Annotated in this window: 34 protein-coding genes, 5 tRNA genes and 1 pseudogene; 17 read left to right on the top strand and 23 right to left on the bottom strand. The window is 59.7% G+C overall.

Annotation, left to right across the window (positions count from 1 at the left end; all coding sequences use genetic code 11):
• Positions 1-5: 5 nt before the first annotated feature.
• The 4 genes from YH62_RS25775 (at position 6) to recJ (ending at position 5,039) form a co-directional block, all read left to right on the top strand.
• Positions 6-413 carry a hypothetical protein gene (locus YH62_RS25775; RefSeq protein WP_046797172.1) on the top strand — a complete coding sequence of 136 codons (408 nt, stop codon included), beginning with the start codon at positions 6-8 and terminating at the stop codon, positions 411-413.
• 99 nt (positions 414-512) lie between these two features.
• A complete protein-coding gene (locus YH62_RS25770) occupies positions 513-1,730 on the top strand; it encodes an LL-diaminopimelate aminotransferase (RefSeq protein WP_046797171.1) in 1,218 nt (405 codons plus the stop codon).
• Between the two features lie 59 nt (positions 1,731-1,789).
• Positions 1,790-3,112 (top strand): homoserine dehydrogenase, encoded by a 1,323-nt coding sequence (locus YH62_RS25765; RefSeq protein WP_046797170.1) that lies wholly within the window; start codon positions 1,790-1,792, stop codon positions 3,110-3,112.
• A 103-nt stretch (positions 3,113-3,215) separates the two neighbouring features.
• On the top strand, positions 3,216-5,039 hold the full coding sequence (gene recJ / locus YH62_RS25760; RefSeq protein ID WP_046797248.1) for a single-stranded-DNA-specific exonuclease RecJ: 1,824 nt from the start codon (positions 3,216-3,218) through the stop codon (positions 5,037-5,039).
• Between the two features lie 37 nt (positions 5,040-5,076).
• Here the strand turns inward: recJ and YH62_RS25755 are convergent.
• The 6 genes from YH62_RS25755 to gloA all read right to left on the bottom strand — a co-directional run bounded on the left by YH62_RS25755 (position 5,077) and on the right by gloA (position 7,376).
• Positions 5,077-5,151: transfer RNA gene (locus YH62_RS25755), tRNA-Glu, on the bottom strand.
• Between the two features lie 187 nt (positions 5,152-5,338).
• A complete protein-coding gene (locus YH62_RS25750) occupies positions 5,339-5,764 on the bottom strand; it encodes a PACE efflux transporter (RefSeq protein ID WP_046797169.1) in 426 nt (141 codons plus the stop codon).
• Positions 5,765-5,929: 165 nt separating this feature from the next.
• Positions 5,930-6,004 (bottom strand) — tRNA-Glu (locus YH62_RS25745).
• Between the two features lie 58 nt (positions 6,005-6,062).
• Positions 6,063-6,137, bottom strand: a tRNA-Glu gene (locus YH62_RS25740).
• Positions 6,138-6,261: 124 nt separating this feature from the next.
• Positions 6,262-6,939, bottom strand: a complete 678-nt coding sequence (locus tag YH62_RS25735; protein WP_156177006.1) for a hypothetical protein — start codon at positions 6,937-6,939, stop codon at positions 6,262-6,264.
• Positions 6,936-7,376, bottom strand: a complete 441-nt coding sequence (gloA, locus tag YH62_RS25730) for a lactoylglutathione lyase (protein WP_046797167.1) — start codon at positions 7,374-7,376, stop codon at positions 6,936-6,938. The genes YH62_RS25735 and gloA overlap by 4 nt, the downstream gene beginning before the upstream one ends.
• Before the next feature lie 195 nt (positions 7,377-7,571).
• Here gloA and YH62_RS25725 point away from each other — a divergent pair, with 195 nt between their 5' ends.
• From YH62_RS25725 to YH62_RS25705, 5 genes are all read left to right on the top strand, one after another.
• Entirely contained in the window at positions 7,572-8,150 is a 579-nt protein-coding gene (locus YH62_RS25725; protein WP_046797166.1) for a cold-shock protein, read from the top strand.
• The gene (locus YH62_RS25720) at positions 8,150-8,620 is read left to right on the top strand and encodes a DUF192 domain-containing protein (RefSeq protein ID WP_046797165.1); all 471 of its coding nucleotides are present in this window, start codon (positions 8,150-8,152) and stop codon (positions 8,618-8,620) included. The genes YH62_RS25725 and YH62_RS25720 overlap by 1 nt, the downstream gene beginning before the upstream one ends.
• Before the next feature lie 81 nt (positions 8,621-8,701).
• Positions 8,702-8,778, top strand: a tRNA-Pro gene (locus YH62_RS25715).
• Positions 8,779-8,829: 51 nt separating this feature from the next.
• The gene (locus YH62_RS25710) at positions 8,830-9,135 is read left to right on the top strand and encodes an ETC complex I subunit (protein WP_046797164.1); all 306 of its coding nucleotides are present in this window, start codon (positions 8,830-8,832) and stop codon (positions 9,133-9,135) included.
• Positions 9,136-9,177: 42 nt separating this feature from the next.
• Positions 9,178-9,254 (top strand) — tRNA-Arg (locus YH62_RS25705).
• Between the two features lie 36 nt (positions 9,255-9,290).
• Here the strand turns inward: YH62_RS25705 and YH62_RS25700 are convergent.
• Positions 9,291-10,364: a tyrosine-type recombinase/integrase gene (locus tag YH62_RS25700; protein ID WP_052760517.1), complete on the bottom strand. Its 1,074-nt coding sequence runs from the start codon at positions 10,362-10,364 to the stop codon at positions 9,291-9,293.
• The gene (locus YH62_RS25695; RefSeq protein ID WP_046797163.1) at positions 10,364-10,546 is read right to left on the bottom strand and encodes a hypothetical protein; all 183 of its coding nucleotides are present in this window, start codon (positions 10,544-10,546) and stop codon (positions 10,364-10,366) included. The genes YH62_RS25700 and YH62_RS25695 overlap by 1 nt, the downstream gene beginning before the upstream one ends.
• A 116-nt stretch (positions 10,547-10,662) precedes the next feature.
• Between YH62_RS25695 and YH62_RS25690 the strand changes: the two genes are divergently transcribed.
• Complete coding sequence (locus YH62_RS25690; RefSeq protein ID WP_046797162.1) at positions 10,663-10,899, top strand: hypothetical protein; 237 nt, start codon at positions 10,663-10,665, stop codon at positions 10,897-10,899.
• Between the two features lie 11 nt (positions 10,900-10,910).
• Here the strand turns inward: YH62_RS25690 and YH62_RS29770 are convergent, their stop codons facing one another.
• Genes YH62_RS29770 through YH62_RS25630 form a run of 12 tightly spaced genes read right to left on the bottom strand, consistent with a single transcriptional unit; the run spans position 10,911 to position 16,853 of the window.
• Entirely contained in the window at positions 10,911-11,633 is a 723-nt protein-coding gene (locus YH62_RS29770; protein WP_082118518.1) for a dATP/dGTP pyrophosphohydrolase domain-containing protein, read from the bottom strand.
• Positions 11,630-12,031 (bottom strand): HNH endonuclease signature motif containing protein, encoded by a 402-nt coding sequence (locus YH62_RS25680; protein ID WP_046797161.1) that lies wholly within the window; start codon positions 12,029-12,031, stop codon positions 11,630-11,632. Before YH62_RS25680 ends, YH62_RS29770 begins: the two co-directional genes overlap by 4 nt.
• Entirely contained in the window at positions 12,028-12,624 is a 597-nt protein-coding gene (locus YH62_RS25675; protein WP_046797160.1) for a hypothetical protein, read from the bottom strand. Before YH62_RS25675 ends, YH62_RS25680 begins: the two co-directional genes overlap by 4 nt.
• Positions 12,621-12,854, bottom strand: coding sequence for a hypothetical protein (locus YH62_RS25670; protein WP_046797159.1), 234 nt, complete (start codon positions 12,852-12,854; stop codon positions 12,621-12,623). The genes YH62_RS25675 and YH62_RS25670 overlap by 4 nt, the downstream gene beginning before the upstream one ends.
• Positions 12,851-13,069: a hypothetical protein gene (locus tag YH62_RS25665; RefSeq protein ID WP_046797158.1), complete on the bottom strand. Its 219-nt coding sequence runs from the start codon at positions 13,067-13,069 to the stop codon at positions 12,851-12,853. Before YH62_RS25665 ends, YH62_RS25670 begins: the two co-directional genes overlap by 4 nt.
• Entirely contained in the window at positions 13,062-13,859 is a 798-nt protein-coding gene (locus tag YH62_RS29765) for a recombination protein NinB (protein ID WP_082118517.1), read from the bottom strand. Before YH62_RS29765 ends, YH62_RS25665 begins: the two co-directional genes overlap by 8 nt.
• Complete coding sequence (locus YH62_RS25655) at positions 13,859-14,494, bottom strand: lambda exonuclease family protein (RefSeq protein ID WP_046797157.1); 636 nt, start codon at positions 14,492-14,494, stop codon at positions 13,859-13,861. The genes YH62_RS29765 and YH62_RS25655 overlap by 1 nt, the downstream gene beginning before the upstream one ends.
• Positions 14,487-15,344, bottom strand: a complete 858-nt coding sequence (locus YH62_RS25650; protein WP_082118516.1) for an ERF family protein — start codon at positions 15,342-15,344, stop codon at positions 14,487-14,489. Before YH62_RS25650 ends, YH62_RS25655 begins: the two co-directional genes overlap by 8 nt.
• Positions 15,332-15,544, bottom strand: a complete 213-nt coding sequence (locus YH62_RS25645; protein WP_046797156.1) for a hypothetical protein — start codon at positions 15,542-15,544, stop codon at positions 15,332-15,334. The genes YH62_RS25650 and YH62_RS25645 overlap by 13 nt, the downstream gene beginning before the upstream one ends.
• On the bottom strand, positions 15,537-16,052 hold the full coding sequence (locus YH62_RS25640; RefSeq protein ID WP_046797155.1) for a hypothetical protein: 516 nt from the start codon (positions 16,050-16,052) through the stop codon (positions 15,537-15,539). Before YH62_RS25640 ends, YH62_RS25645 begins: the two co-directional genes overlap by 8 nt.
• Positions 16,045-16,425: a hypothetical protein gene (locus YH62_RS25635; RefSeq protein ID WP_046797154.1), complete on the bottom strand. Its 381-nt coding sequence runs from the start codon at positions 16,423-16,425 to the stop codon at positions 16,045-16,047. Before YH62_RS25635 ends, YH62_RS25640 begins: the two co-directional genes overlap by 8 nt.
• Positions 16,422-16,853: a hypothetical protein gene (locus YH62_RS25630; RefSeq protein WP_046797153.1), complete on the bottom strand. Its 432-nt coding sequence runs from the start codon at positions 16,851-16,853 to the stop codon at positions 16,422-16,424. Before YH62_RS25630 ends, YH62_RS25635 begins: the two co-directional genes overlap by 4 nt.
• Before the next feature lie 1,216 nt (positions 16,854-18,069).
• On the opposite strand from YH62_RS25630, the gene YH62_RS25625 reads away from it, so the two are divergent.
• A complete protein-coding gene (locus tag YH62_RS25625) occupies positions 18,070-18,831 on the top strand; it encodes a DUF5131 family protein (protein WP_046797152.1) in 762 nt (253 codons plus the stop codon).
• Here the strand turns inward: YH62_RS25625 and tcmP are convergent.
• From tcmP to YH62_RS25610, 3 genes are all read right to left on the bottom strand, one after another.
• Positions 18,779-19,708, bottom strand: coding sequence for a three-Cys-motif partner protein TcmP (gene tcmP, locus YH62_RS25620; protein WP_046797151.1), 930 nt, complete (start codon positions 19,706-19,708; stop codon positions 18,779-18,781). The two genes, YH62_RS25625 and tcmP, sit on opposite strands and share 53 nt — an antisense overlap.
• A complete protein-coding gene (locus YH62_RS25615; protein ID WP_046797150.1) occupies positions 19,705-20,031 on the bottom strand; it encodes a hypothetical protein in 327 nt (108 codons plus the stop codon). The genes tcmP and YH62_RS25615 overlap by 4 nt, the downstream gene beginning before the upstream one ends.
• A gap of 354 nt (positions 20,032-20,385) precedes the next feature.
• Entirely contained in the window at positions 20,386-21,084 is a 699-nt protein-coding gene (locus YH62_RS25610; protein ID WP_245282194.1) for a S24 family peptidase, read from the bottom strand.
• A gap of 86 nt (positions 21,085-21,170) precedes the next feature.
• Between YH62_RS25610 and YH62_RS30670 the strand changes: the two genes are divergently transcribed.
• The 6 genes and pseudogenes from YH62_RS30670 to YH62_RS25575 all read left to right on the top strand — a co-directional run bounded on the left by YH62_RS30670 (position 21,171) and on the right by YH62_RS25575 (position 23,610).
• A complete protein-coding gene (locus YH62_RS30670; RefSeq protein WP_046797149.1) occupies positions 21,171-21,422 on the top strand; it encodes a hypothetical protein in 252 nt (83 codons plus the stop codon).
• A complete protein-coding gene (locus YH62_RS25600; RefSeq protein ID WP_046797148.1) occupies positions 21,419-21,733 on the top strand; it encodes a hypothetical protein in 315 nt (104 codons plus the stop codon). Before YH62_RS30670 ends, YH62_RS25600 begins: the two co-directional genes overlap by 4 nt.
• Before the next feature lie 53 nt (positions 21,734-21,786).
• Positions 21,787-21,987: pseudogene (locus YH62_RS25595) on the top strand (repressor LexA); the annotation flags it as partial.
• An 11-nt stretch (positions 21,988-21,998) separates the two neighbouring features.
• Positions 21,999-22,325: a hypothetical protein gene (locus tag YH62_RS25590; RefSeq protein WP_046797146.1), complete on the top strand. Its 327-nt coding sequence runs from the start codon at positions 21,999-22,001 to the stop codon at positions 22,323-22,325.
• A 356-nt stretch (positions 22,326-22,681) separates the two neighbouring features.
• On the top strand, positions 22,682-23,029 hold the full coding sequence (locus YH62_RS25580; protein WP_137326866.1) for a hypothetical protein: 348 nt from the start codon (positions 22,682-22,684) through the stop codon (positions 23,027-23,029).
• Entirely contained in the window at positions 23,029-23,610 is a 582-nt protein-coding gene (locus tag YH62_RS25575) for a hypothetical protein (RefSeq protein WP_046797143.1), read from the top strand. The genes YH62_RS25580 and YH62_RS25575 overlap by 1 nt, the downstream gene beginning before the upstream one ends.
• The last annotated feature ends 1 nt before the right edge of the window (position 23,611 follow it).

Here is a 23,611-nt window from a genome sequence, read left to right as displayed (position 1 = left end):
CGGAAATGGAAAAACTGAGGCACCGGATCGGGAGATTTTCCTTTTTCATCGGTCTCGGGCTGCTGATGCCTGTCGCGCTGACCGGCTGCAACAGCAAAAGCTTTGCGCTCGATGACGGAATCCCGAATACCGCGCCGACGGCGACGGTCGTGGCACCCGCGAGCGGACCTGCGCCTGGTCCGGTGACTCTGCGCAAGACCGGCGCCTATCCGACCTTCGACAAGCAGCTTACCGCGGCCAACACGCAAATTGCCGACGACGACGCCTCTACCAGCGAAGGCCGTCTTGCCGCGCTCGGCCGAGCGCGACGCTCCGGCGCGATCTCGGAAGGCGAGTATCAGCGCCAGGTGGCCGAGCTCAGAAAGCTCGCCGCCGAACACGGAAGCACCGCCCAGGCCCAGATCGAGAATTAGCGCTTGCGTTTTGGGTGAATTGCTCTCAAAGCAAAACTGCCCAAGATGTGCCAAGATGAGCGACTAATTGGGGTTTTGTCATCCTTCCCGGGGAATAACATGGAAGAGTTTCATAAAGTCCGGCGTCTGCCGCCCTACGTTTTCGAACAGGTCAATCGTTTGAAGGCGAGCGCGCGAGCGGGTGGCGCCGACATTATCGATCTCGGCATGGGCAACCCCGATCTTCCGACGCCCAAGGCTATCGTCGAAAAGCTTTGCGAGGTGGTCCAGGACCCGCGCACGCACCGCTATTCCTCCTCGAAGGGAATTCCGGGCCTGCGTCGTGCCCAGGCTGCCTATTACGCCCGCCGCTTCGGCGTGAAGCTCAATCCCGAGACCCAGGTGGTCGCGACCCTCGGCTCGAAGGAAGGCTTCGCCAACATGGCGCAGGCGATCACTGCGCCGGGCGACGTCATTCTGTGCCCGAACCCTACCTATCCGATCCATGCTTTCGGCTTTCTGATGGCGGGCGGCGTGATCCGTTCGATCTCTGTCGAGCCGGATGACAGCTTCTTTCCGCCGCTGGAGCGGGCGGTGCGTCATTCGATCCCGAAGCCGCTTGCGCTGATCCTCAATTATCCGTCCAACCCGACGGCGCATGTCGCGACGCTGGATTTCTACAAGGAAGTGGTGAGCTTCGCCAGGAAGCATGACATTCTCGTGCTCTCGGACCTTGCCTATTCGGAAATCTACTTCAACGGCGAGCCGCCGCCCTCCGTGCTGCAGGTGCCGGGGGCAATCGATGTCGCTGTGGAATTCACCTCCATGTCGAAGACCTTTTCCATGCCCGGTTGGCGCATGGGCTTTGCGGTCGGCAACGAGCGACTGATCTCGGCATTGACGCGGGTGAAATCCTATCTCGATTACGGCGCCTTCACGCCGATCCAGGTAGCCGCGACCCACGCGCTCAACGGCGACGGCTCCGATATCGCCGAAGTGCGCAATGTCTACAGCCGCCGCCGTGACGTGATGGTGGAAAGCTTTGGCAAGGCCGGTTTCGAGGTTCCGCCGCCGGCCGCCACCATGTTCGCCTGGGCGAAGATCCCGGAGAAGTTCCGCCATCTCGGCTCGCTGGAGTTCTCCAAGCTCCTGGTGGAGAAGGCGAGCGTCGCGGTTGCCCCCGGCATCGGCTTCGGCGAGCAGGGCGACGACTATGTGCGCCTCGCGCTGGTCGAGAACGAGCATCGCATCCGCCAGGCTGCGCGGAACATCAAGAAGTTCCTCTCGACGGCCGACGATACGATGCACAACGTGATTTCGCTCAACGCGCACCGTTGAGGCAATCCATCCAGGCGGCCCGGCCGGGCCGCCGATCTTCCATAGTCAGGAAAAGCAGTATGGCAGACGCCCTCAAAGTCGGCATTGCGGGTCTTGGAACCGTTGGCGCGTCGCTGGTGCGGATCATCCAGAGCCGCGCCAACGAACTCGCCGTCACCTGCGGCAGGGCGATCGAGATCACGGCCGTCAGCGCCCGTGACAAGAGCCGGGATCGCGGCATTGATCTTGCCGGCGTCACATGGTTCGATGCACCCGAAAAGCTGGCCGCCGAAGCCGATATCGACGTCTTCGTGGAACTGATGGGCGGGGCCAGCGGCCCAGCCGATCTTTCGGTTCGCGCCGCACTCGCCCGTGGTCTCCACGTGGTGACGGCCAACAAGGCGCTGCTCGCCCGCTGCGGCGTGGAGCTTGCGGCGATTGCCGAGGAGAAGGGCGCCCTTCTCAATTTCGAAGCGGCGGTCGCAGGCGGCATTCCAGTCATCAAGGCTCTCAGGGAGTCGCTCACCGGCAATACCATCTCGCGCGTCTACGGCATCATGAACGGCACCTGCAACTACATCCTGACGAGGATGGAGAAGGAGGGGCTTTCCTTCAAGGCCTGCCTGGAGGATGCGCAGCGACTGGGCTATGCCGAGGCCGATCCGACCTTCGATATCGAAGGCAACGATACGGCCCACAAGCTTGCGATCCTCACCACGCTCGCCTTCGGCACGCAGATTGCCGCCGACGAAATCTATCTCGAAGGCATCAGCAATATCTCGATCGAGGATATTCATGCGGCCGCCGATCTCGGCTACCGCATCAAGCTGCTTGGCGTGGCTCAGAAGACGGAAGGCGGGATCGAGCAGCGCGTGCATCCGACCATGGTGCCGCATGACAGCGTCATCGCGCAGGTGGACGGCGTCACCAATGCGGTGGCGATCGAATCCGATATTCTCGGCGAGCTTCTGATGGTCGGGCCGGGAGCAGGGGGCAGCGCCACCGCGTCTGCCGTGCTCGGCGATATCGCCGACATCGCCAAGAGCCGTCCGGGCGCACAGCGCGTGCCGGTTCTCGGCACGCCGGCAGCGGCGCTCGCGCCTTACAAGCGCGCACGGATGCGCAGCCACGAGGGCGGCTATTTCATCCGGCTGACCGTGGCAGACCGCACCGGCGTCTTCGCCAGTATCGCCGCCCGCATGGCCGAAAACGCCATTTCGCTGGAATCGATCGTGCAGCGCGCACGGCCGGATGCCGGGACATCGGAGTTCAAGACCATCATCCTCGTGACCCATGCGACGACCGAGGATTCCGTCCGCAAGGCGGTGGCCGCCATCAAGGCGGAAAGCTATCTGATCGGCGAACCGCAGGTAATCCGCATCGAGCGGCCAAAGGCATTCTAGAACCGTCTTCCGAACCGGTTATCAACATCACTATCCACCGCCCGGTGACATGCCGGGCGTTCCGCTTTTGCAGGCGATGCGCTACAAGCGGTGGATGACCAGAATGATTAGCGGACTCCAATCGGCGGCCGAGGCGATCGATCCCGTGCCGCGGGCATTCCTCAACGTCGAGCGCTCCATAAGCGACCAGCGGTGGGTGTCGCGTCTTGACCAGGCGGCGCAGAACCGTGCGCTTGCGATCGCGCAGGTGCATGGCGTTCCCGAACTCGTCGCCCGCGTTCTGGCGGGCCGCGGCGTGGGAATGGACGAGGCGCCGGCCTTTCTCGACCCCACCATACGCTCGCTGATGCCGGAACCCTTTACCCTGACCGATTGCGAGAAGGCAGCCGAACGGCTGGCGGCGGCGGTGAAGGCCGGGGAAAAGGTCGCGATCTTCGGGGATTACGATGTCGACGGTGCGGCTTCCTCGGCGATCCTCTACCGTTTTCTTCGCCATTTCGGCGTTCAGGCCGAGATCTACATTCCCGACCGCATATTCGAGGGTTACGGCCCCAATCCCGCGGCAATTCGCCAGCTGATCGCCAATGGCGCCAGCCTGATCGTCACCGTCGATTGTGGTTCCACGAGCCACGATGCGCTTCATGCGGCCCGGGAGGAAGGCTGCGACCTGGTGGTGCTCGATCATCACCAGCTTGGCCAGGAGCTGCCGCCGTGTCTGGCGCTCGTCAATCCGAACCGGGAGGACGATCTTTCGGGGCAGGGGCATCTGTGCGCAGCGGGTGTCGTGTTCATGGTGCTGGTGGCGACCGCAAGGCTGCTGCGCGAGCGGGGCGACGAACGCGCGCGCACACTGGACCTGCTCGCCTGGCTCGACCTGGTGGCCCTGGCGACCGTTTGCGATGTCGTGCCACTCAAGGGGCTCAATCGCGCCTATGTGGTGAAGGGGCTGATCGCGGCGCGGCATATGGGAAATGCGGGGCTTGCGGCGCTGTTCCGCAAGGCGGGGCTCGGCGGGCCGGTGACGCCCTACCATTTCGGCTTTCTGATAGGGCCGCGCATCAATGCGGGCGGCCGGATCGGCGATGCGGCGCTCGGTAGCCGGCTGCTGACCATGGACGACGCGACCGAGGCGGAAGTAATCGCCGGGCGCCTCGACGAGCTGAACCGGGAACGCCAGGCGATGGAAGCCGCGATGCTGGCGGAAGCGGAAGCCGAGGTGCTGGCGGAATACGGCAAGGGCGAGGGCGCCAGCGTGCTCCTGACGGCGCGCGAGAGCTGGCATCCCGGTATCGTCGGCCTGATCGCCGCGCGGCTGAAGGAAAAATTCAAGCGGCCCGCCTTCGCGATCGCCTTCGATCCTTCGGGCAAGGGCACGGGCTCCGGCCGCTCGATCAACGGGTTCGACATGGGCCGCATGGTTCGTGCGGCCGTGGAGGCGGGGCTTCTCGTCAAGGGCGGTGGCCACGCGATGGCAGCGGGCCTGACGGTGGAACGGAGCAACCTCGGGCGCCTGCGCGCCTTCTTCGAGGAAATGGCGGCGGAAAAGGTGCCGGCGCTGGTGGCCAACCATGTGCTGAAGATAGACGGCGCGCTTTCGGCCTCAGGCGCGACGCTCGACCTCTTCGACCAGATCGAGCAGGCGGGCCCCTTCGGCTCGGGTCATGCCCAACCGGTCTTCGCTATTCCCGCGCATAGGGTGAAGGACGCCCGCATGGTCGGCATCGCGCATGTGAAGGTGACGCTGGAATCGGCCGATGGGACGCGGCTGGACGGCATCGCCTTCCGCGCCGCGGACACGCCGCTCGGCAACCTGCTCCTCAACTCCCGCGGCAACCAGATCCATGTGGCCGGCTGCCTCAGCGCAGACCAGTGGCAGGGCAATCGCCGCATGCAGTTGCGCATTCTCGACGCTTCACCCGCTTTGTGAGCGGAAGACTGGAATTGATTGAATAATCAGGGAAGAGTGGCACGCCCTAGGGGAATCGAACCCCTCTTTCCAGAATGAAAATCTGGCGTCCTAACCGATAGACGAAGGGCGCGTGCAGTGAGCGACCTTATAGAGAGGGCATCGGATTCCCGCAAGCGCAAAAATGCGTTTTTCCCTTCGAGCGTGCAAAAAAATGACGGCGGTAAGCGCCTGCCTTTTCAGAGGTGAAAGGAAAGCGGAAACAGCCGGTTAGGCTTATCACGCCGCCGCTTGAGGTCGGCGGCGTGATCGTACCGCGACTATGATTCCTGTGCGAGCTGCAGCGGAAAGATCCGGTCGTAGGCCCAGTTGAAGACGAAGGCATAGACCACGTAAAAGAGAGCGAAGGACACATCCATCACCAGCGCATGGAGCAGGCTTACGCCGAGATACCAGGCGATGAACGGCATCAGCACGATCAGCAGGCCCACCTCGAAGAGAATCGCATGCAGGATGCGCGTGGCGAGGTTCTTCTCCAGGCTCTTGCCGAGTTTGAGCAGGGCGTGATCGAAGAGAAGGTTGTAAAGATAGTTCCAGCCGGTGGCGAGCGTCGCGCTGACGACGCCGACGATGCCGATATCGTGGGCCGGCATGCTGAATGCCCATGCGCCGAGCGGCACGATGGTCAGAAGGCCAATGATTTCGAAGCTGAGAGCGTGGCGGATGCGATCGCCGGTTGTACGCATTTTTCCCATCCAGTGTACCGGGCCGTCCCGAATGATTTCCCGGATGGGGGAGGTCGTCCTCGCTTGAACCGCCATATAGTGGCTTGCGGCATCCCTCGCAAGACAAGGCAAAAGGCGCCGCGTTCGCTTCAAATGAAGATGCTGCGGAAAGATTACCTTGAGACGTGGTACGCCCAACGGGACTCGAACCCGTGTTACCGCCGTGAGAGGGCGGCGTCCTGACCGCTAGACGATGGGCGCCTGCTGCCGAAAGATCAGCACCATACTACGAAAAACAAGTGATAGGAACGGGGAAGAGTGGCACGCCCTAGGGGAATCGAACCCCTCTTTCCAGAATGAAAATCTGGCGTCCTAACCGATAGACGAAGGGCGCGTGCGCTGCGGTGAGCGCTCTTATAGTGGGGTGATTTCTTTCCCGCAAGCGCCAAAACAGTCTTTTTTGCAAAAAAATGACAGCCTCGAAAAACCGTGGATATCCGGAGGGTAGGCTTGTGAAATCAGCAGCTTAGGGGCTGGCCCTGGGTGTCCGTCCCGCATACCGATGCATTTGTGGCCGGCGAATTCTGCGGCGCGGCGCTGAAGACGCTGCCGGTTGTCGCGCTGATACGCCGAGGCGGCTGGCCAGCCGGCATGGAGGCCGTGTCGGCGGGGTCCGCGTAGGCCGCCGGCGCCTGGCCCGAAAATATGCTGACGCTGCCTGCGCGGATTCCCGTCGGTTGCGTCACGAGCTCGGCAAGCGACGCGGATTGAGAAGCGGCGGCGGGATTTTCAGGCGCCGGCGATGCCGCCGGTTCGTTTGCGACCTGCTGATTCAGCGAGGCGGCGGAGCGAACGTAAGGATCGACATAGCCGTTCGCGGCGGTCTCGCCGCCTTTGGCGAGCATTCCGCGAGCGCCTTGCTGTTTCGTCGCCCCGGCGGAAGAACCGGCGTCGTTTGCGACTTCCGCAGGCCTCTTCGCCGTCATGCAGCCGGAAAGCATGATCGCGGCCAGCCAGAAGGCGCAAATCCTCAGGAGATTGCTGTGAGGAAATGACGGCGTTTTCGACAAGACCTGCCCCACCGAGGTTCTTTCAGCGGCGCTGGTGCCGCGAATCATCTCTTCCAGCATTTCGCGATGGGGCGGGAAGAACAAGGCCGGTGCGGGAGGAAACTCCCGCGCCGGGCGGGATTTCACCAGCTTCCGGTGTTCTGCATGGAAGCCCAGGGTTCAGCGGATGCCAATGCTTCGCCCTTCTGCAGGATTTCGATCGAAATCCCATCGGGCGAGCGGACGAAAGCCATGCGGCCGTCGCGCGGCGGGCGGTTGACGGTGACGCCGTTGTCTATCAGCTTCTGGCAGAAGCCGTAGATGTCGTCGACCTCATAGGCGAGATGGCCGAAATTGCGGCCGCCGGTGTAATCCTCGGTATCCCAGTTATAGGTGAGTTCGACGCAGGGTGCGCCGCCGGCGCGGGCGGCTTCCAGATCTTCGTCCGCCGCCAGGAAGACGAGCGTAAAGCGGCCCTTCTCGTTCTCAGAACGGCGCACTTCCTTGAGGCCGAAAATCGTCGTGTAAAAATGAAGCGACGCATCAAGGTCTTTGACGCGGACCATGGTATGAAGATAGCGCACTGCCGTTCCTCCTTAATACTGAAATACCTCGAGCGATATTGCGCAGCCGCCAGCCTGGAGCAAGCCACCATAGATAGAAGGAGGTGGATAAAGCCAAGACGGGTACTTGCGCTGGATGGTTAGCGAGATGTTAAACTATCCTTCGAGAATCAGCGTACCGTCACATCGTAACGCGTAGTCGAGGGGCCGACAGATATGGCAGACAGGATGTCATCGAAAGGCGTTGCCAATTTCGAGGAGCTCTCCGGCGAGCCGGTCGAACTGCTTGAAATCACCGGCGTGGTAAAGTGGTTCGATGTGGCCAAGGGGTTCGGCTTCATCGTTCCCGACAACGGCATGCAGGATGTCCTGCTGCACGTGACCTGCCTGCGCCGCGACGGTTATCAGACCATACTGGAAGGAACGCGGATTGTCGCGATGATCCAGAAGCGGGAACGGGGCTTTCAGGTCTTCCGTATTCTCTCCATGGATCAATCGACGGCCGTGCACCCCTCGCAGATGCCGCCGGTGCGCACCCATGTTCAGGTCGTGGCCAGCAGCGGGCTGGAACGGGCGCTGGTCAAATGGTTCAATCGGACCAAGGGGTTCGGCTTCCTGACGCGCGGCGAAGGCACCGAGGACATCTTCGTGCACATGGAAACGCTGCGCCGCTTCGGACTGACCGAGCTTAGGCCAGGGCAGGTGGTGCTGGTGCGCTACGGCAATGGCGACAAGGGATTGATGGCGGCGGAAATTCATCCGGACAATCCCAATCCCGCGGGCCGGTCGCACTGATGAACGGATCTCTCATAGTGACGAAAGGCGCCCTCGTGGCGCTTTTTGTGTTTGTGGCCGGCCTTGCCTTCGCGCAACTGAGCTTCGAGCGTGAAGAACTGACGATCGAGACCGCGAGCGGCCGACACGTCTTTTCCGCGGAACTGGCGTTGACGCCGGACCAGCGATCCCAGGGGCTGATGAATCGCGAAAAGATGCCGCTGGATAGTGGCATGCTGTTCGATTTCGGCGTGGCGCGGCCGGTAGCCATGTGGATGAAGAACACGATCCTGCCGCTCGACATGCTCTTCATCCGCAGCGACGGGCGAATCGCGCATATCCATGAGAATGCGGAGCCGTTTTCGGAGAACATCATCGATTCGCATGGGGCGGTGAAATTCGTGCTGGAGCTCAATGCCGGGCGTGTGAAGGCGCTCGGAATCCAGGTTGGTGACCGCGTTACCAGCCGGCGTATCGGCAATCGACACTGAACCTGTTGGCTGCCGGCCGGCAAGTTCATTTTGAAGTTGCGGCACAGAGCCGAACGTTGTATTCGGCAAGCAGCGTCGGAACGGAGTGTAGCGCAGTCTGGTAGCGCATCTGGTTTGGGACCAGAGGGTCGGGAGTTCGAATCTCTCCACTCCGACCACGCTTTAGAGGATGCCGACGGGCTAATCCCTTGATGGAGCGTGTTTAAGGAATGTCTGCCAAGATCTATCGTCCCGCCAAGACCGCCATGCAGTCCGGCAAGGCCAAGACCCATTTATGGGTTCTGGAATTCGATCAGGAGCAGGCACGCCGTATCGATCCCATCCTTGGCTACACCTCTTCCGGCGACATGAAGCAGCAGGTGAGGCTGACATTCGAGACGCGCGAACAGGCGGAAGCCTATGCCAAGCGCGAGGGCATCGAATATCGGGTCATCCTGCCGAAGGAGGCCGCCCGTCAGGTGGTATCCTATACCGACAATTTCCGCTTTAACCGCCTCCAGCCCTGGACGCATTAGCATCCCGCTGCCGGACAGAATGCCAACAGCGGCAGAAGGTTAGGCCCCTTAGCTCAACTGGATAGAGCAGCTGCCTTCTAAGCAGCAGGTCGCAGGTTCGAGTCCTGCAGGGGTCGCCACTTTAGAAATCTCGCGCCATAAACGACTGATACTACTTATCTTTTTTCAAGGTGAGGGGTTTTAGGTTTAGGGTGAGGGGATAGGCTGTTCGCCTTTAGTTTCTCTGCCGCCGCCTGGGCAAGCTTCCGCTTGTCGGCGTTTCTCGTGTAGAGTGCAGCCATCGCATCGGAGTTCCAGCCAAATAGGGCCTTTAGCTCGGCATTGCTTCCCCCGGCTTCTGCAAGCCTTTGCGCAACCTGTTTTCTGATGCCGTGCGCTCGGCCGCTCACTCCTGCATCTGCACACGCTTTCCCGAACCAATTCCCGAACGACGCTTCACTCTTGAATGGTCGACCGTGTTTCGGCGTCACGAGATAGGCGAGATGGCCCGTTTGAACTTTTTCCAAAGACGATGCCAAAATGGGGTCGAGTGGGATGAATAGCTCTTCTCCGTTCTTTTGGGCACGGATCTCGATTATCCCATTTTTGATATGCTGCGGGCCGACCCTATAAGCATCGCTTCGCCTGAGACCGGTGAATAGCATGATCTCCAGCGCCAGACGTTCTTGCGTCCCGGCGCCGTGCTTTTTGTAGAAGGCGATGACATCTTCTGCTGTCCATGGCTTGAAGCCGCTGGACTTCACCTTCGGGCGCTTGACCTCGCGAACTGGATTGATCTTCGCATAGCCTGCATCCACCGCCCATTCGAAAAGATAGCCCATTACCTTCATGAAATTGATGGCGGCGTAGGGTGTTTCAGCACGCCTGTCACGGCCGGCAGCGATTGTTGTTCGAGTGATCTGCGATACAAGAAGCTTTCCGCCGGTCTCGCATACCTTTTTCAGGATATTGCGGCGATTAGCCTGGGTCGACTTTTTCAGGCCCTTGAAGGCGGCGCTTTGCTGGTACTTGTCCACCAGCCATTGGAGGGTGTGCTTGCCAGCGGGCTGCTTTTCGATCGATTGCCCTGACATGAGAGCCTTCCAGGCCTCGACAAACTCCGTTGAGCCATATTCGTCTGGAAGGCGCGTCCGCGGTCCATCCCCCACGCGGAAATACCAGACAACCGAACCGTGTCTGGTAACTTGGCGCTGAACATATTGGTAGCGGCGGCGTGGCATGTCCTCCATCAGAGATAGCCACCCGCGCTTTCTTCAATCTGCTTTTCTGTGATTTCCCCGTTATCCCCGTTGATCACAACGGAACCATTCGGCTCGATGCGAATAGTCTTGACCTCGACGCCGGCCTTCTTTACGGCGCGGATCGCGCGGGACACTGAATCTTCGGTAAAGGCCACGGCGCGGCGTCCCATCAGTCCCCGCTTTCCCCGTAATTCACAGGCTGGTTGTCCACAGGTCGAGCAAAGCTCGAGATATGGAACGAAGAGTGTCCGGTTGGGTTCGGGCCTGTAAAAACTGCGGTTCCCGAATGCCAAAGTTCTACTTCCACGTCCGAAAAGGCGGTGTCCTGGAAAGAGACAGGATTGGCGCCGAACTCCCCTCGGTAACGATTGCCTATGAGGAAGCGGTCGGTGCCGCGCGAGAAATTCTGGCGGAGAAGGTCCGATTGGGCGAAGTGATCGACGGAGAAAGCTTCGTCATCAGCAACGAACAGGGGAGCGTGGTGGGCGAACTGCCTTTCAGGTCCGTTTTGCGGTTCGATTGAGGTCAGGCAAATCATTGGCCTTCCTCCCTCGGCGAGGGTGATGGGTTGGCCGTCGTCAGCCGCTCGCGGACAAAATCAGCCTCTTCCTTGATCAAGAGCAAGGAACCACGGTGGCCGCCTTCCCATCCGGTGAAGGTATAGAGCGCCTTATCCTTAGCGAGCGGACCTTTTGGATAGGCATTCCGATCCTCTCGAATGTCCCATTGCAGGAGACGGCGATCTCCACCCACATGATCCTTCGGCGCGGGGGAGCCAGCAAGTGCTGCCTCAAGAGCGGCGTCCTTCGACCGGTCATGCTCGATCGCGCTGTCTTCGGACATGCCGCGCCAGTCCGGCCAGGTGCGGGACATATTCTTCCGCTGCTTCGCAAGGAGCGCCGGCAGGAGGTCAAATGCCTTGCCGCCGTGACGCCAGAAGCCATCCATAGCTAGGATTACAACATCCACCCACTCGGACAGGTCGTGCGGGTCCTGCTCGATCTCCTTCAGTTCCTTGCGGATGTGGTCGATAACGCCATTGGTGCGCAACGCAGGGCCGAATGTCTCCCGTGACCAGTCGATCTGCCGCTCGAAATACTCGACCAGTTCGCCCCGCACATGTGCCTCGGGTGGTGGGGAGGCATAGAGCGGCTTGGCTTCGGCCGGCACATCTGGCTTGCGATCGTCGCCAGTGATGAAAAGGCAGCCGGTGGCATCGTACCAGTACCAGGCGAAGGGTTTCGTTTCGGTGCTCATGGCTTTGCCTCGAAGAGTGAACGCGGGGGAAGCTGAGGCTTCGCCTGCCGGCGTTCTGATTTTTCGAATTTGGGGAAACCAGCGCTTTTGATCTTGCCGGCCGGCCGGACCACGCCGCGAGCTTTGTCCCGCTGGCGATCAGACTTCCTGATCTGGCGAACATCGTTCCGGGTTTTGTGACGATGGCATTGGATGCAGACCGCCATGCAATTCTCGAGGCTATTATCGCCTCCGAGCTGGTCGGGAACGTTGTGGTCGAACTGGACACCGAGCGAGAGGTCGCAATTGCAGCGCTGGCCTTCGCTGAAGCCATACCGAGGGCCGGAGGCTTCGCAGCGGTAGCCGGAGCGCTTCAACGCCTCTTGCTTGGTTTTGCGGGAGAACTCGCGGCGGCTCATCCCTTGATCTCCTTCAAGGCCTCGGCGCGCGCGGCATTGAGTTCAGCCATGAGTTCGTGGCTGCCTCCGGCGTCCGGGTGGCGCTTGCCGGCGAGATTACGCCATGTCCGGTTGAGTTCGGCGGCCGTAGGCATTTGGGTGCCGTGGTAGCCGAAGACCTCCCGCCAGCTTTTCTTGGCCCCCGGCGAGGGAAGGGCGGTGAAGCCTGCGAACATCTCCTTGAGGTTTGCCACTCCGTAACGCTCAATTGCTCGGGTAGCCTCAATGTGCTTGGCAATCGCCGCAACATTATCAGCCACCCGATCGTATCGGTCACAAGGAAGGCAATGAGGTTCGCCACCGATGTTGAAGTATAGAGCGACGCCGCGGTCCAGAGGTTCGGCCTGCCCGGATCGTGGTAAGCCATCAAGGCGAAGCTGCAGGTTTGACGACAAAACGTAACCAGACGCTCCCAAGCGGTCGAGCTCTCCTTGAAGCCGGCCGATCGCGTCAGCGACGGTCAACGGTCTGCCTCTTGTGTTGAAGGCTGCTTTAATCGGTAACTTGGTCCGCAAGCGATGTTGAGGCCATGCGAGTGGGAATGCTTCGATCATGCCCCGATCTCCCGCGCGAGTTCCTTCCCCTTCGGGGTCAGGCGGAGCAATGGGCCGTCCTTGCGGTATACGAGCCCTTCCGCGAGCATGTGCCGCTCCAGGTCGGCATTGGCCGTGCCGAGAGGCTGGCGCGACTGGTAGAGCCGACGGACGAACTTATCCGTATCCCGCATCATGTTGACGGCTGCCATGGAACGGCTCTGGGCCATGGTGTCTTCGAAGCGGCTCATGACATCACCTGCCTTGCCGCTTCGCTGCGCGACCGCCAAGCAATCTCAAGATTAGCCTTCACGTCGTCCAGGCTGACGCCAGTTTCAACGGCAGTTTCAACCAGCACGAAGGTGAGGGCGGCCATAGCGTCAGCGTTAACATCGGGAAGAACATCGTTGATGCGCTCCATGCCTTGCACGACGTTTTTGATGTTTACGGTCGTGAGTTCAGCCATTGGACACCTCCAGTTCCTTCTCTTCCATGCCGGCCATGTTCGCGATGAACTTGAGCGCGATCGCCCGATCGACCTCGGACATGACCACGGCCTTGCACTGGCGATAGATCGAGCCGGCCTTGTCCTTGGCGGGCTGTGATGGAGTAGCCTCCATATCGCCTACGGCGAGCCGCTGATTGTTGAGGAGATGCAGGTCGGCGTCAGTGTCGCCGGTGACATGCGTGGCGCTCCACAGCATGCGGGCGGCGGTTTTCAGCCATTCGGCATCGGAAGGGGTGGCAGCGGGCGAAGACGGGGATGGGGAAGCGATATCTTCGCCCGCTGCGGCTGATGACTGCAGGGGAGCGTCATCAGCGGGTCCCGACGAGGGAGGGGAAAGCTCGTCGGAATTAGGTTGTTCAGATTGGCGGTGGTCCTTGAAGACTACGCCGCGCTCGCCTGCCTCCTTCATGATGAACTCGATGAAGTCGGTCATCTCATCCTTTGACAGGTCGGACGATGAAAGCTCCAGCGGTAGGAATGTTTTGCGGTCGAGGCTCGGCAGGAAGCTGACCTCCCGACCGAAGGCGTGAAGGAATATCGCTTTCCATTGCGCCGGTTCATATTTGGTCCCGCCGTGCTCGAGCTGCTGAGATACCTCGGTCAGAAGTGCCCAGAGCATGTCGTTCTGCGGCAGGGTACGCCTTGACGCCTTGAACTCGACGCGCGTTCCCGCAGGTGCCTTGCCGATCCAGTCGATTGCTTTGCGGCGCTCATTGGGGCCGTCCAAAACGAGAAGAGCCCTACCCATTATGCGGCCTCCTGCTCGTAGATGCTCCGAAGAGCGTCCACCTTCGAAACGACCTCCGTATCGAGGAACAACCGGACGGCATCCTCAAGATCGGTGATCATGTCGTCGTTCCGCTCAATGCGCTTGACGAACAACTGCATGCTCTCCGGCAGGCGAGGGTCGTAGGAGACGAAATCGCACCATTGCCGGCCGGTGCAGGCCATCTGCCACATCATCTGCGTGACGTACTTGGCCGGTATCTCCTGCTTGATCAGCGTGTCGATGTGGGTTGCGGTATTCGGGCACTTGATCTCCACCAGCCCGCTTTCGCCCACAAGGCCGTCAGGAGACGCGCCGGCATCCGGGATGGACGGATGAATCACGAAAGCGATCTGCTCGACTGTGACGTCGTGCATGAACTCGTAAGCCATGCGCGCGTTCGGCTCCTGATCGGTGCCCCACTGCATCGCGGCGTTGGTGAAGCCTTCGGCCGCAACACCCGTCAGGCGCTCCGCGATCAGCTCGGCGGCATAGTTGGCCCGGGATGCGCCCCATCCTGTCTTGGTGCGGGTGATAACGTCCGCCACGCGAGAGGCCGTGACCTTCCCGCAGCGGAGAGCATGCCATTCCGCGCTTCCCTGAATGATCTCATCCATTTGCGGCCACCTTCTTTTTCTTGGCTTCGAGCATGCCGACAGCTCGGCGGAACTTGGCGGCCGGCATCGTGGCAACGCTCTCGATTTGCAGAGCCGCGCAGAATTTCTCGATGTCGGATTCCGTCTCATCGATCATGCTGAGGATGATTTCGCGCTCGGCTTCGGTGATCGTGCCGGTATCGTCGGCCTTCGAGCCATCATCGTCAGCAGCTGCCGCCAGACCGAGCGCGGCCTTGAGCGTGTAGCGCTGGAGGTACGTGACAGTGGAACCGATCTGCTGAATGCTGTTCTTGTTGCCGCTGTCGTCGCGGCCGGCCATCAGGGTGTTCTCCTCGTGGTGGCCGTCGGAATGCTCGATGATGCAGGTGACAGATATCGGCTGGTTCGGCTCGGCAACCGTGCGATATCGGACAGAAAGACCATGGCGGGACAGCACCGGGCCCACTTGATCCATGATCCCTGCGAGGTCTTCGTACTGGTAGTTGGTCCGGCCCTTGGCGCTGGTGAAGTCTACCTTGCGGGTTTTGACGATCCGCGGCAGTTCAGCCTTGACTGCTGACATTGCCGCAGCAAACGCCTTGCGTGCCTGGTTCTTTTCCCAGCGCTCCTGCAGGTCCATCAGTTTGGACAGCGTTTCGACCGAGGCGCCTTGCGAAACAGCGCGGTCGAGCATTTCCATAGGCGTCATAGCTGCCGCCGGCGCCACTGCCGTCTGCTCGCCCGGACGCTGGATTTCAACTGCGTTTGCCATCTGTCTTGCCTCCATGGCTTGTTTTGCTTTTGCGAGGACGCCGGTTGCGGCTGTCCCGATTGAGATTTCCGGTCCCGCCGGGTCGATCACTTCGCCCATGTCGCCACCTGTTCCTGATTTTCGCGGTCGAGCCGCTGCTGTTCGGGCAGGCCGAACACGAGGAATGAAAAGGCGACGGTGCAGAGCGCGAGGATCAGCGTCACCGCCTGGTTGATTGCGTGGATTGCCTCGGCCCGCTTGGCTTCAATGCGGGCGTTGATCTCGCGGGCGCGGTTGAGGGCGGAGAGGGCGTCACGCATCGGCCTGCTCCCTGGCGAGAGCGGCGCGGGCGGAATGAGCGGAAAGCTCTGTTGCTTTCTGCGCTCTGCTGTTCCCGTATTCGTGATGCTGACGCGCGGACCAAAATAAAGCGTCTTCCGCCGATTTCAGCGCCGCCTCAAGCTCGGCAATACGCGCATCCCTTTCCGCCAGCGCAGACGTGTGGGAGGCGATCTGCGAATGAAGCTTGCCGACCTCCTGACGCCAGTGTTCAAGCGTTTTCGCATTCTTCTCAATGGAAGCTCGCAGCTTAGTCGCTTCGGTGCTGAGACCGTCTTCGGCCATGTCGGAATGCCACTTGACGGCCTCGGCCAAAAGGGCGCCCTGACCGAACTCATTCGGCTTGGACTGTTGCCATTGCCACTCGATCCCGAATTCGCGGGGCTCATCGTAGCCGTTGCCGTAGCTGTACGAGCGGTTGTAGAGATATTCCCCGATCTCAGCTAGGCGGATGGATTCCTCAAGATCGTTGTGCTTGATCTCACCCATTGCCTTCCTCCTGTCCTTTGGAGAGGGGGAGGGATTCGGAGCGGCCTTCTGCTTTTGCTATGGCTAAGCGAGCGTAATGCTCGGCCTGTTGGTGAACTGTAGAGCCCATGCAGCCACAGTCCCGGCCGTCGCAGCACAGACGACGGTCTGGCTCCGAATAAGCGTGGAGCAGATCTTCTAGCGCCTGCAGCAGATCAGGAGCGGCGGCGATCAGGCGGGCGTTGGCCAAAGCTTCATCCCGTGCGTTTTCGCCGCTGTGACGGATTTCCGCGAAGGCCTCGACGAACACACCTGTTCCATCGGCCATGATGCCGTTGTCGCCGGTGCGCGCGTCGGTGCGGAAGGACCAAGGGCCGGGAGTGTGCTTGCTCATAGCGAAGCCCCCTCTACCCACCCCATAGCCTGATGGTCGCGGCGCTCGTCGTGACGGCGGTCGGGATCGGGCTGGACCGGCGCGGCAGCTTCCAGATCATCCTTCCAGAGCGCCCACTCCTTGCTGTTGCGAACGAAGGCCGGAAAGCCGTCCTCATCATCGAGTTCGACACCAAGGCCGCGCCCATCGCGGTCGTAGAGATACTGGCGGGCGCAATACTCGGTGATGTCTTCCGCCGCCCAGGTCTCGGTATTCACCCGAAGGACGGTGACGATCTCGTCGTCGGAAAGCTCATCGAGCACGTCGGCGATCTTCATGGCCTTGCCGAAGAAGGCGCTCTCGGTGAGGTACTTGCGCTGGATGCGCGCGCTGCAAACGACCGCCACCAGGGTCTCGTTTGCTTCAATCGGATGCTTGCGGTTTTCCATGTTCCCCATCCTCAACTCTGCGCGGGTACTCGAACTCGGCCCGCTGGCGCCGTCCCGTTTCTTCGTGCCGAGGCAGATCATTCGGGGCGGCTGATGAGATGGTTATAGTAGGAAACTTCCCACTGATCAAGAGGAAAGTGGGATGCATCCTACTTTTTGTTTGACGAAGTAGGATTTGTGAGTTTATCCCTATGCCCATCGACGGGCGACCGGGTGCAACTCCCGAGCTGGTGAAGCCCGAGGCGCGGGGAGCGTAAGTCCTACTGTGCTGCCAGAAAATGAGGACGGATTAGCCGAGAGGCGTCCTGACACGTGTCCCATCCCGGCTCCGGCCTTCAGGATGCGTCAAACGCTCTCCCTGCCTTTCGGGACATTCGTGTTCTGAGGGGTAGGGGGAGCTTTGACCGGAACCCTCCCTCACCATCCTTCAGGAACGAAATCACCTCTGACAGAGAAGGTTGAGACAGAAGATGGGGAGCGAATACATGCGTTGGCTCAAACGGCCCTTAGCCGGCAACATCTAAAACGATTCGACAGTCAGACGGATTGGTGCCAATCTGGTCTTCAGCACCTAGCCGGATCAATTCCCATGCCGTCAGTTGAAGTGCTCCGTAACGGAGACAAATGGCTCGTTCGAGTTAACGACGGCCTGGTCGATGAGCGCGAATTTCTAATCCGAGAAAACGCTCTTGCCTGGGCGAGTGGCCATCGCAAGCGCCTTGGCATAACGCTAGATCCCACCGCGTTTGATCAATTGGAACAACAGGCTGAGCCTCAATCTCACCTCGCTTCCTCCTGACGTCTCGTGTCGATCACCCTTCCTAAGCAGGGTCAGCGGACCCCAGGCAATGCTGTTGCCAAAAAAAACACCCCACCGAACGCCGGCGGGGTAGGTCAGGAGGGGATCTGCGCATGAAGCAGATCACAGACATCGCACGCTATGGGCTTCGTAACGAGGTCAGGTGCCGCGATTTCGGTACGGTGGCGAGTGATTTTCATCCTAGAACGCGCTTATAGAAGGATTCCGAACAACGTGCAGGTACCTGTTGCGAGTCGCGGGGACCCGCTGCCGACATTCGGCACATTGCCGCAAGTATTGTAAACTATGCATAGCTAAGAGATTGATATGAAAATATATTTCAGCGAAGCCTTGTAAAAATTCTCGGAAAATTTACCGATTCTGATACAATGGCGAACATCAAAGAAAGGGTCCGCCATGGCAGAAACTTCAATCGAATGGACCGATGCGACGTGGAACCCAGTCGCGGGCTGCACGATACTCACCGCCGGCTGCACGAACTGCTATGCAATGCGGATGGCAGCACGGCTGGAAGCCATGGGCTCCGAAAAGTATGTAGGTCTTACGCGCAAAAGCGGCGGTCGCGCTAAGTGGACCGGCAAGATAAACCTCGACTGGAAATCCCTGGATGTGCCGGCAAAGTGGTCTAAACCGCGGCTTGTGTTCGTCAACTCGATGTCTGATCTATTTCACTCTGATGTTCCGGTCGATTTCATCGCTGCCGTCTGGAAGACGATGGAAACCACGCCGCAGCACACGTACCAGATCCTCACGAAGCGGCCGGATCGGATGGCGGAAATCCTTCCGGGGAAGGAATTCAAAATTCTTCCGAATGTATGGCTAGGTACGAGCGTAGAGGACGGCCGAGTTCTTCATCGTCTCGATGAACTGAGAGCAGTTCCCGCCGCTGTGCGATTTGCTTCCTTCGAGCCGTTGATAGGTTCAGTCGCTGGTGCAAGCTTGAAGGACGTTCATTGGGCGATAGTCGGCGGCGAGTCCGGCCCACAGGCACGGCATATGGATCCAGCATGGGTTCACGAGATCGAACGCATGTGCCGTGATCACGGCACCGCCTTTTTTTTCAAGCAGTGGGGCGGAAAGAACAAGAAGGCCGCGGGCCGCGAGCTTAACGGTCGGACGTACGACGAAATGCCCCACTTGGCAGCACCGACCTTGTGATATCGTCTCCAAACTGCCGAGCCAGTGCGACGGCCTTCTCGGAAGGGTTAGATATAGCGCAGAAGAGAGAAAACTTCTGCGGGCGCTCAACCGGCGGCAGTGCATACGGCTCTAGGACCTCTGGAAAGATGGTCAGTAGCCGCTCCCGGACGTCCCTCTCTAGGCCCGCCACATCAGCATTTCGTTGGAGCACTTCTTGAGGCTCGAGAAATGCCAGAAGATCCCCGGCGGGTGGTGCTTCAGAGTAAAGCTCCTCCCTCCAGGCTTCTGTGCCTAGCATTCTCGTTATCGCTCTTGCCTTGGTCTCATCGATTTTTGACATGTTGCGAGCTGCCTGGCGGTACAAGCCAGACAACGGGAACAGGTACCAGACGTCGATCGCCTTCGTAGCTGCGATCATTTTCAGCGTCTCCCATTCTACCTCCATCCCATATGGATCAAGGAACATAACGGCACGCCTTGATTTCCAGCCGTTTATGTCAATCTCCCTACGGATCAGCTCGTTTGCGTCCCCCTGCAGGACATCGATTGTTCTATGAGGATTTGCGTCTTTGATGAGGTTTAGAGCTGCAACATGCCTCGGTTTCAAATCCATGAACACGAGGCGTTCGAACTGAGGTTGGATGTCTAGCGCAATTGTCGCCGACCCTCTGCGCTGTTCGACATACTCTGGAGCAGGTTCTTCGAAGAGGTCGCCATCGCGAGCTTTGATACGAACGGTACGACTGCCGGTTCCAGCAAACGCGTCGATATACCAGACATCGTTGCACCATGTGTGCAGTGCGGCCGAGTATCGCTTTAGATATCTTTCGACAATCTCGAGTTTGATGTCGGTGTGTTGGCCGCCGAATTCATGTTTGTTGATATCCTCCGTCACCTTCCCCCTCCATCCCCGATCTGAATTTCCGTCCCCGTATCCCGCACGATATGCAGGTCTCTGATCATGCCGGCGGCGTCGAGTAGGGCTGTGCGAACTTCGTGAGCGTCAGCCGTGCCGTCCTTGATCCGTGCATATGCTTCCAGCAACTCTATCGCGGCATCCTTGATGGAAACGTTCGTCGGAATGCCGACCTCGATACGGAGATCGCGGATGGTCCTCACAGCTCGGGCAAGGAGCCGACCCTTCTCATCTTCGCGGAGTTTCTCGACCACGTTTGCCGCTCGCACCAGCTCGGAAACAAAATCGTTAACGCTGCTCATGGGTTAGATGCTCAGCCCCGAAAACGAATCACTTTCGACTCGACTCTTGGAATGACTCCTGCTTTTTTGCCGTGAACGAAATGGGAACAAACAGGAGAGATGAATGCCGCGCCCGTCAATTGAATACCCCGACGCGATGAGGTTAGTTGTTGAGTTATCAAGCCTTTACGTCGCATGTGACGATTGCGGACATTCACGAACGCTAAAGCTTCAGAACCTTCGCCAAGCCGCGACACTCGGCGTTCATAACTACATGCAGCTCTGCCGGAAAATTCGCTGCAGCGAATGCCCGAAGCGCCCTCCGTCCTTCCGGAATCTGACGATCCGGCCGACATGGATTTCTGATGGCGCGCTTCAGACCGTCGCATGAAAGACGATCTTATGAATTGAGAAGACCTGTTCTGTGTCGAAGGTGAGTTCGTTCTGCTCACCTTCGTCGGGGTTGTGCTGCCAGAGCCTGGTCGCCTTTGATGACTGAGAAACGAAACGCTTGATGTAGCTCTCGCGTCCATTTTCTTCGTCTGTAAGAAGCTGAACAACGACATCATCCCCTTGTCTTACCGGCTCGTGTGGATTCAGCCAAACGGTCTCTCCAGCATAGTACCTGGGCTCCATTGAGGTGCCGTAAACTCGGACTGCATAGGCGCCTTCAACGCCCTCGAGCATGGGAGGAGTGAAGACGCGGGAGACCTCTGATCCATTCAGTATGAACCGGCCATTCGGGCCACCTATGGTCTGGCCGAGCAGCGGAAGTGAGCTGTCTGTAAACTTCTGGTATTGGGGCGGAAAGCTCGCGTTAGAGCGAGGACGGCCGGCACCTGTATCAGCTTCAATAAGCTCTGCCGGTATCGCCTCATTCCGGGCCAACGCCTCCGCATCTAGGCGGAGCACGTGCGCCAGCTTGGCTATCTTATCCGCCTTCACTGACTGCTTCTTACCGGTGACGATGTCGCGGATATAGGTCCGCTCTAAGCCGCCTTGTACCGCGGCTTCTACCGGCCCAAGGCCGAGTTCTTTAAGTCGCTTGGCGACGATCTCTTGGAGTTTGTTCATTCGCGGAGAATAGGAAATTTCCCCCTCAGTGTGCGAATGGGAAGTTTCCTATTGCAAAGTGGGATGCATCCTACTATAAGTGGGATATGGAAACGGAACTCGCAAATCATCTCTTGACCCTCTCCGAGCGGTTCTGCGCCGCGCGCGAGCTAGGCGAAGCCACTGTCGGGCGCCTTTGCGCTGCCGATGGGCGTTTCTTTTCCCGGATACGGGAAGGGAAGACCTTCACCGCGAAGAAGTACGACGAAGTGGTTGCTTGGTTCTCGTCCAATTGGCCGGAAAAGGCGGACTGGCCGGAGAGCGTAATGCGTCCGGTCCCGACGGAGAGCGCAGCATGAGCGCGGCCTCTGTCCTTTCCGACGCCCTGGCGATCATCAGCCCACCGCATAGGTGGGCAAAGCAGGCGATCGCCCTGGATGCCCGAGGCAACGAGGTCCGTCCGCTTGACGAACGCGCCAAGCGGTTCTGCATGGTCGGTGCGATCCAGAGGGTTCAGGCGAGCGCCGTCGATTATAGCGCAGCGATCCTCGCCCTGCGGGCGCAGTGCGGCAAGCAATCCATTTTCGAGTTCAACGACGGGCACGGTCATAAGGCGGTGCTCTCTTGCATGAGACGCGCGATAGCAGCGGCTGAGGCAGGTGCGGCATGAATACCTGCCCATGCTGTGGACATCGTTTTGAAAGCGCCCGGCCGTCGGCGGCGATGACCCCGAAGCAGAAAGAGCTTCTGGATTTCATCAAACTGTACGGCACCGAGCAGGGCGGGATTTCACCCTCATACGACGAGATGAAGGACTTCATGGGCCTGGCGTCCAAGTCTGGCATCCACCGGATTGTTGCGGCTCTCGAAGAGCGCGGACTTATCCGCCGCCTTGAAAATCGAGCTCGATCCATCGTCATCATCGGAGAAGCGGCATGAAGTGCAATTTCCATGTCGGGCAGAAGGTCGTGTGCGTCGAGTTGGAGAAGCTTTACCCAGATGGAGTGGAGCCTCTCGAAGAGCCGTGCCAGCCGATTGTCGGGAAAGTCTACACGATCCGGGAAGGCCTTGTTGGCCAGGTCCCATGCGTGAAGCTGGTTGAGATACCGGATCAGCGGATCAATGTCCTCGTCCATGGCGAACTTCTGCACGGCGATGTGGTGTTTGACGCTGTCGGTTTTCGTCCGCTCGTCACCCGCAAGACCGATATCTCCATCTTCAAGGCCATGCTGAACCCCTCGCGGGTGGAGGAGCGCGCATGAGTAGCTCCATCGCTATCGGCCTGACTGCATGGGGTCTCATCAGCATCCCGCTTGGTGTCCTCCTTGGTCGCATGTTCCGGGAAGCAACCCGCGATCATTCAATTTCCTCGGCTCATTCCGAGCCGGTCATTTCCAAAAAGCAGAGCAGGGCGCGTTCATCTTGGCGGGTGTCCCGCGCCGCTCTCCGTCAGCATCAGTCTTCGGTTCCGGCCGGCGACTAACTCCTTTCCTTGCCAGGGCCGCTTCCTCCGACACCAGGAAGCTAACCCAACGCGGCATGGAGCGCATTCACGGTGTCAAAGGATTTGGTTCAAGCGGCAACCTCGAAAACACAGGAAACACAGGGACAAAAGGCCATGAGTACGGCAGTCGCGGCAGAGTACGTGAGGAAGATGGTGGAGCGTGAGACGTCCGGGAACGGTGACGTCGAGAACGCCGTCCGCCGCCTTGCACGCCGGCACAATCTCTCTTTCTGGCAGATCATGCACCTGCGGGCGGGCAGGGCGAAATCCATCACGATCGACGCCTTCGCGACGATCCGCCGAGCTTACATCGACCACTGCGAGGCCGAGGTCCGGGCCCTGCAGCAGGAAATCGAACAGGACCGGAAACGCTACGAGGAAAACCATGATCTTCGCGATCTGGAAAACGAGGTTCAAGCGCTGGCTGAAAAGGTTCGGCTGGCGAGAGAAAGGATCGGGTAATGACGGCAGCCGACGGCCATAACTCCCTCACAGAGCAGGAACGGCAAGCCCTCTGGGGCCATCATGTCCAGAAGCGGGTGAAGATCATCCGCCGCCTGGAGGAGATCAAGGCCGAGGAGAAGAAGCTCAAAGCCGACGCCAAAAACGACGGCATCTCCGAAAAGGAACTGAAAGACTTCCTCGACTGCATGCTGACCGATGATCCGCAGAAGAAGGTTGACCAGTTCAACATGCTCAAGCGGAACCGCATCCGTCTCGGCCTGATCATCGACGATCGCAAGGCGGACCTCCTGGCCGATCGGGTGACAAACGAGCAGATGATCTTTGCCGCCGGCGTCGAGGCTGGCCTTGCTGCCCTCGATCGGGTCTCGAGATATTCGGGCGGTTCCAGCGAAGACAAAACGTGGCTCGCTGGATGGGACGACGGACAGCGCATTGCTCGCGAGAACTTGCAGAGCGCGATGGAAAAGAAGCTCCGCGAGCGCTCGAAAGAGGAGCCTCCGGCTACGGAAGATCCATTCGAAGCATCCGGCGAATTCGACCCGTTCGCCGTCGCGCCGTCCTCCTCGAAATTCAACTGAT

This window comes from Rhizobium sp. LC145, from assembly GCF_001005825.1.
Lineage (GTDB): Bacteria > Pseudomonadota > Alphaproteobacteria > Rhizobiales > Rhizobiaceae > Neorhizobium.
Note: the sequence above shows the minus strand (reverse complement) of the source record. Positions and strands in the feature narration are given on the sequence as shown.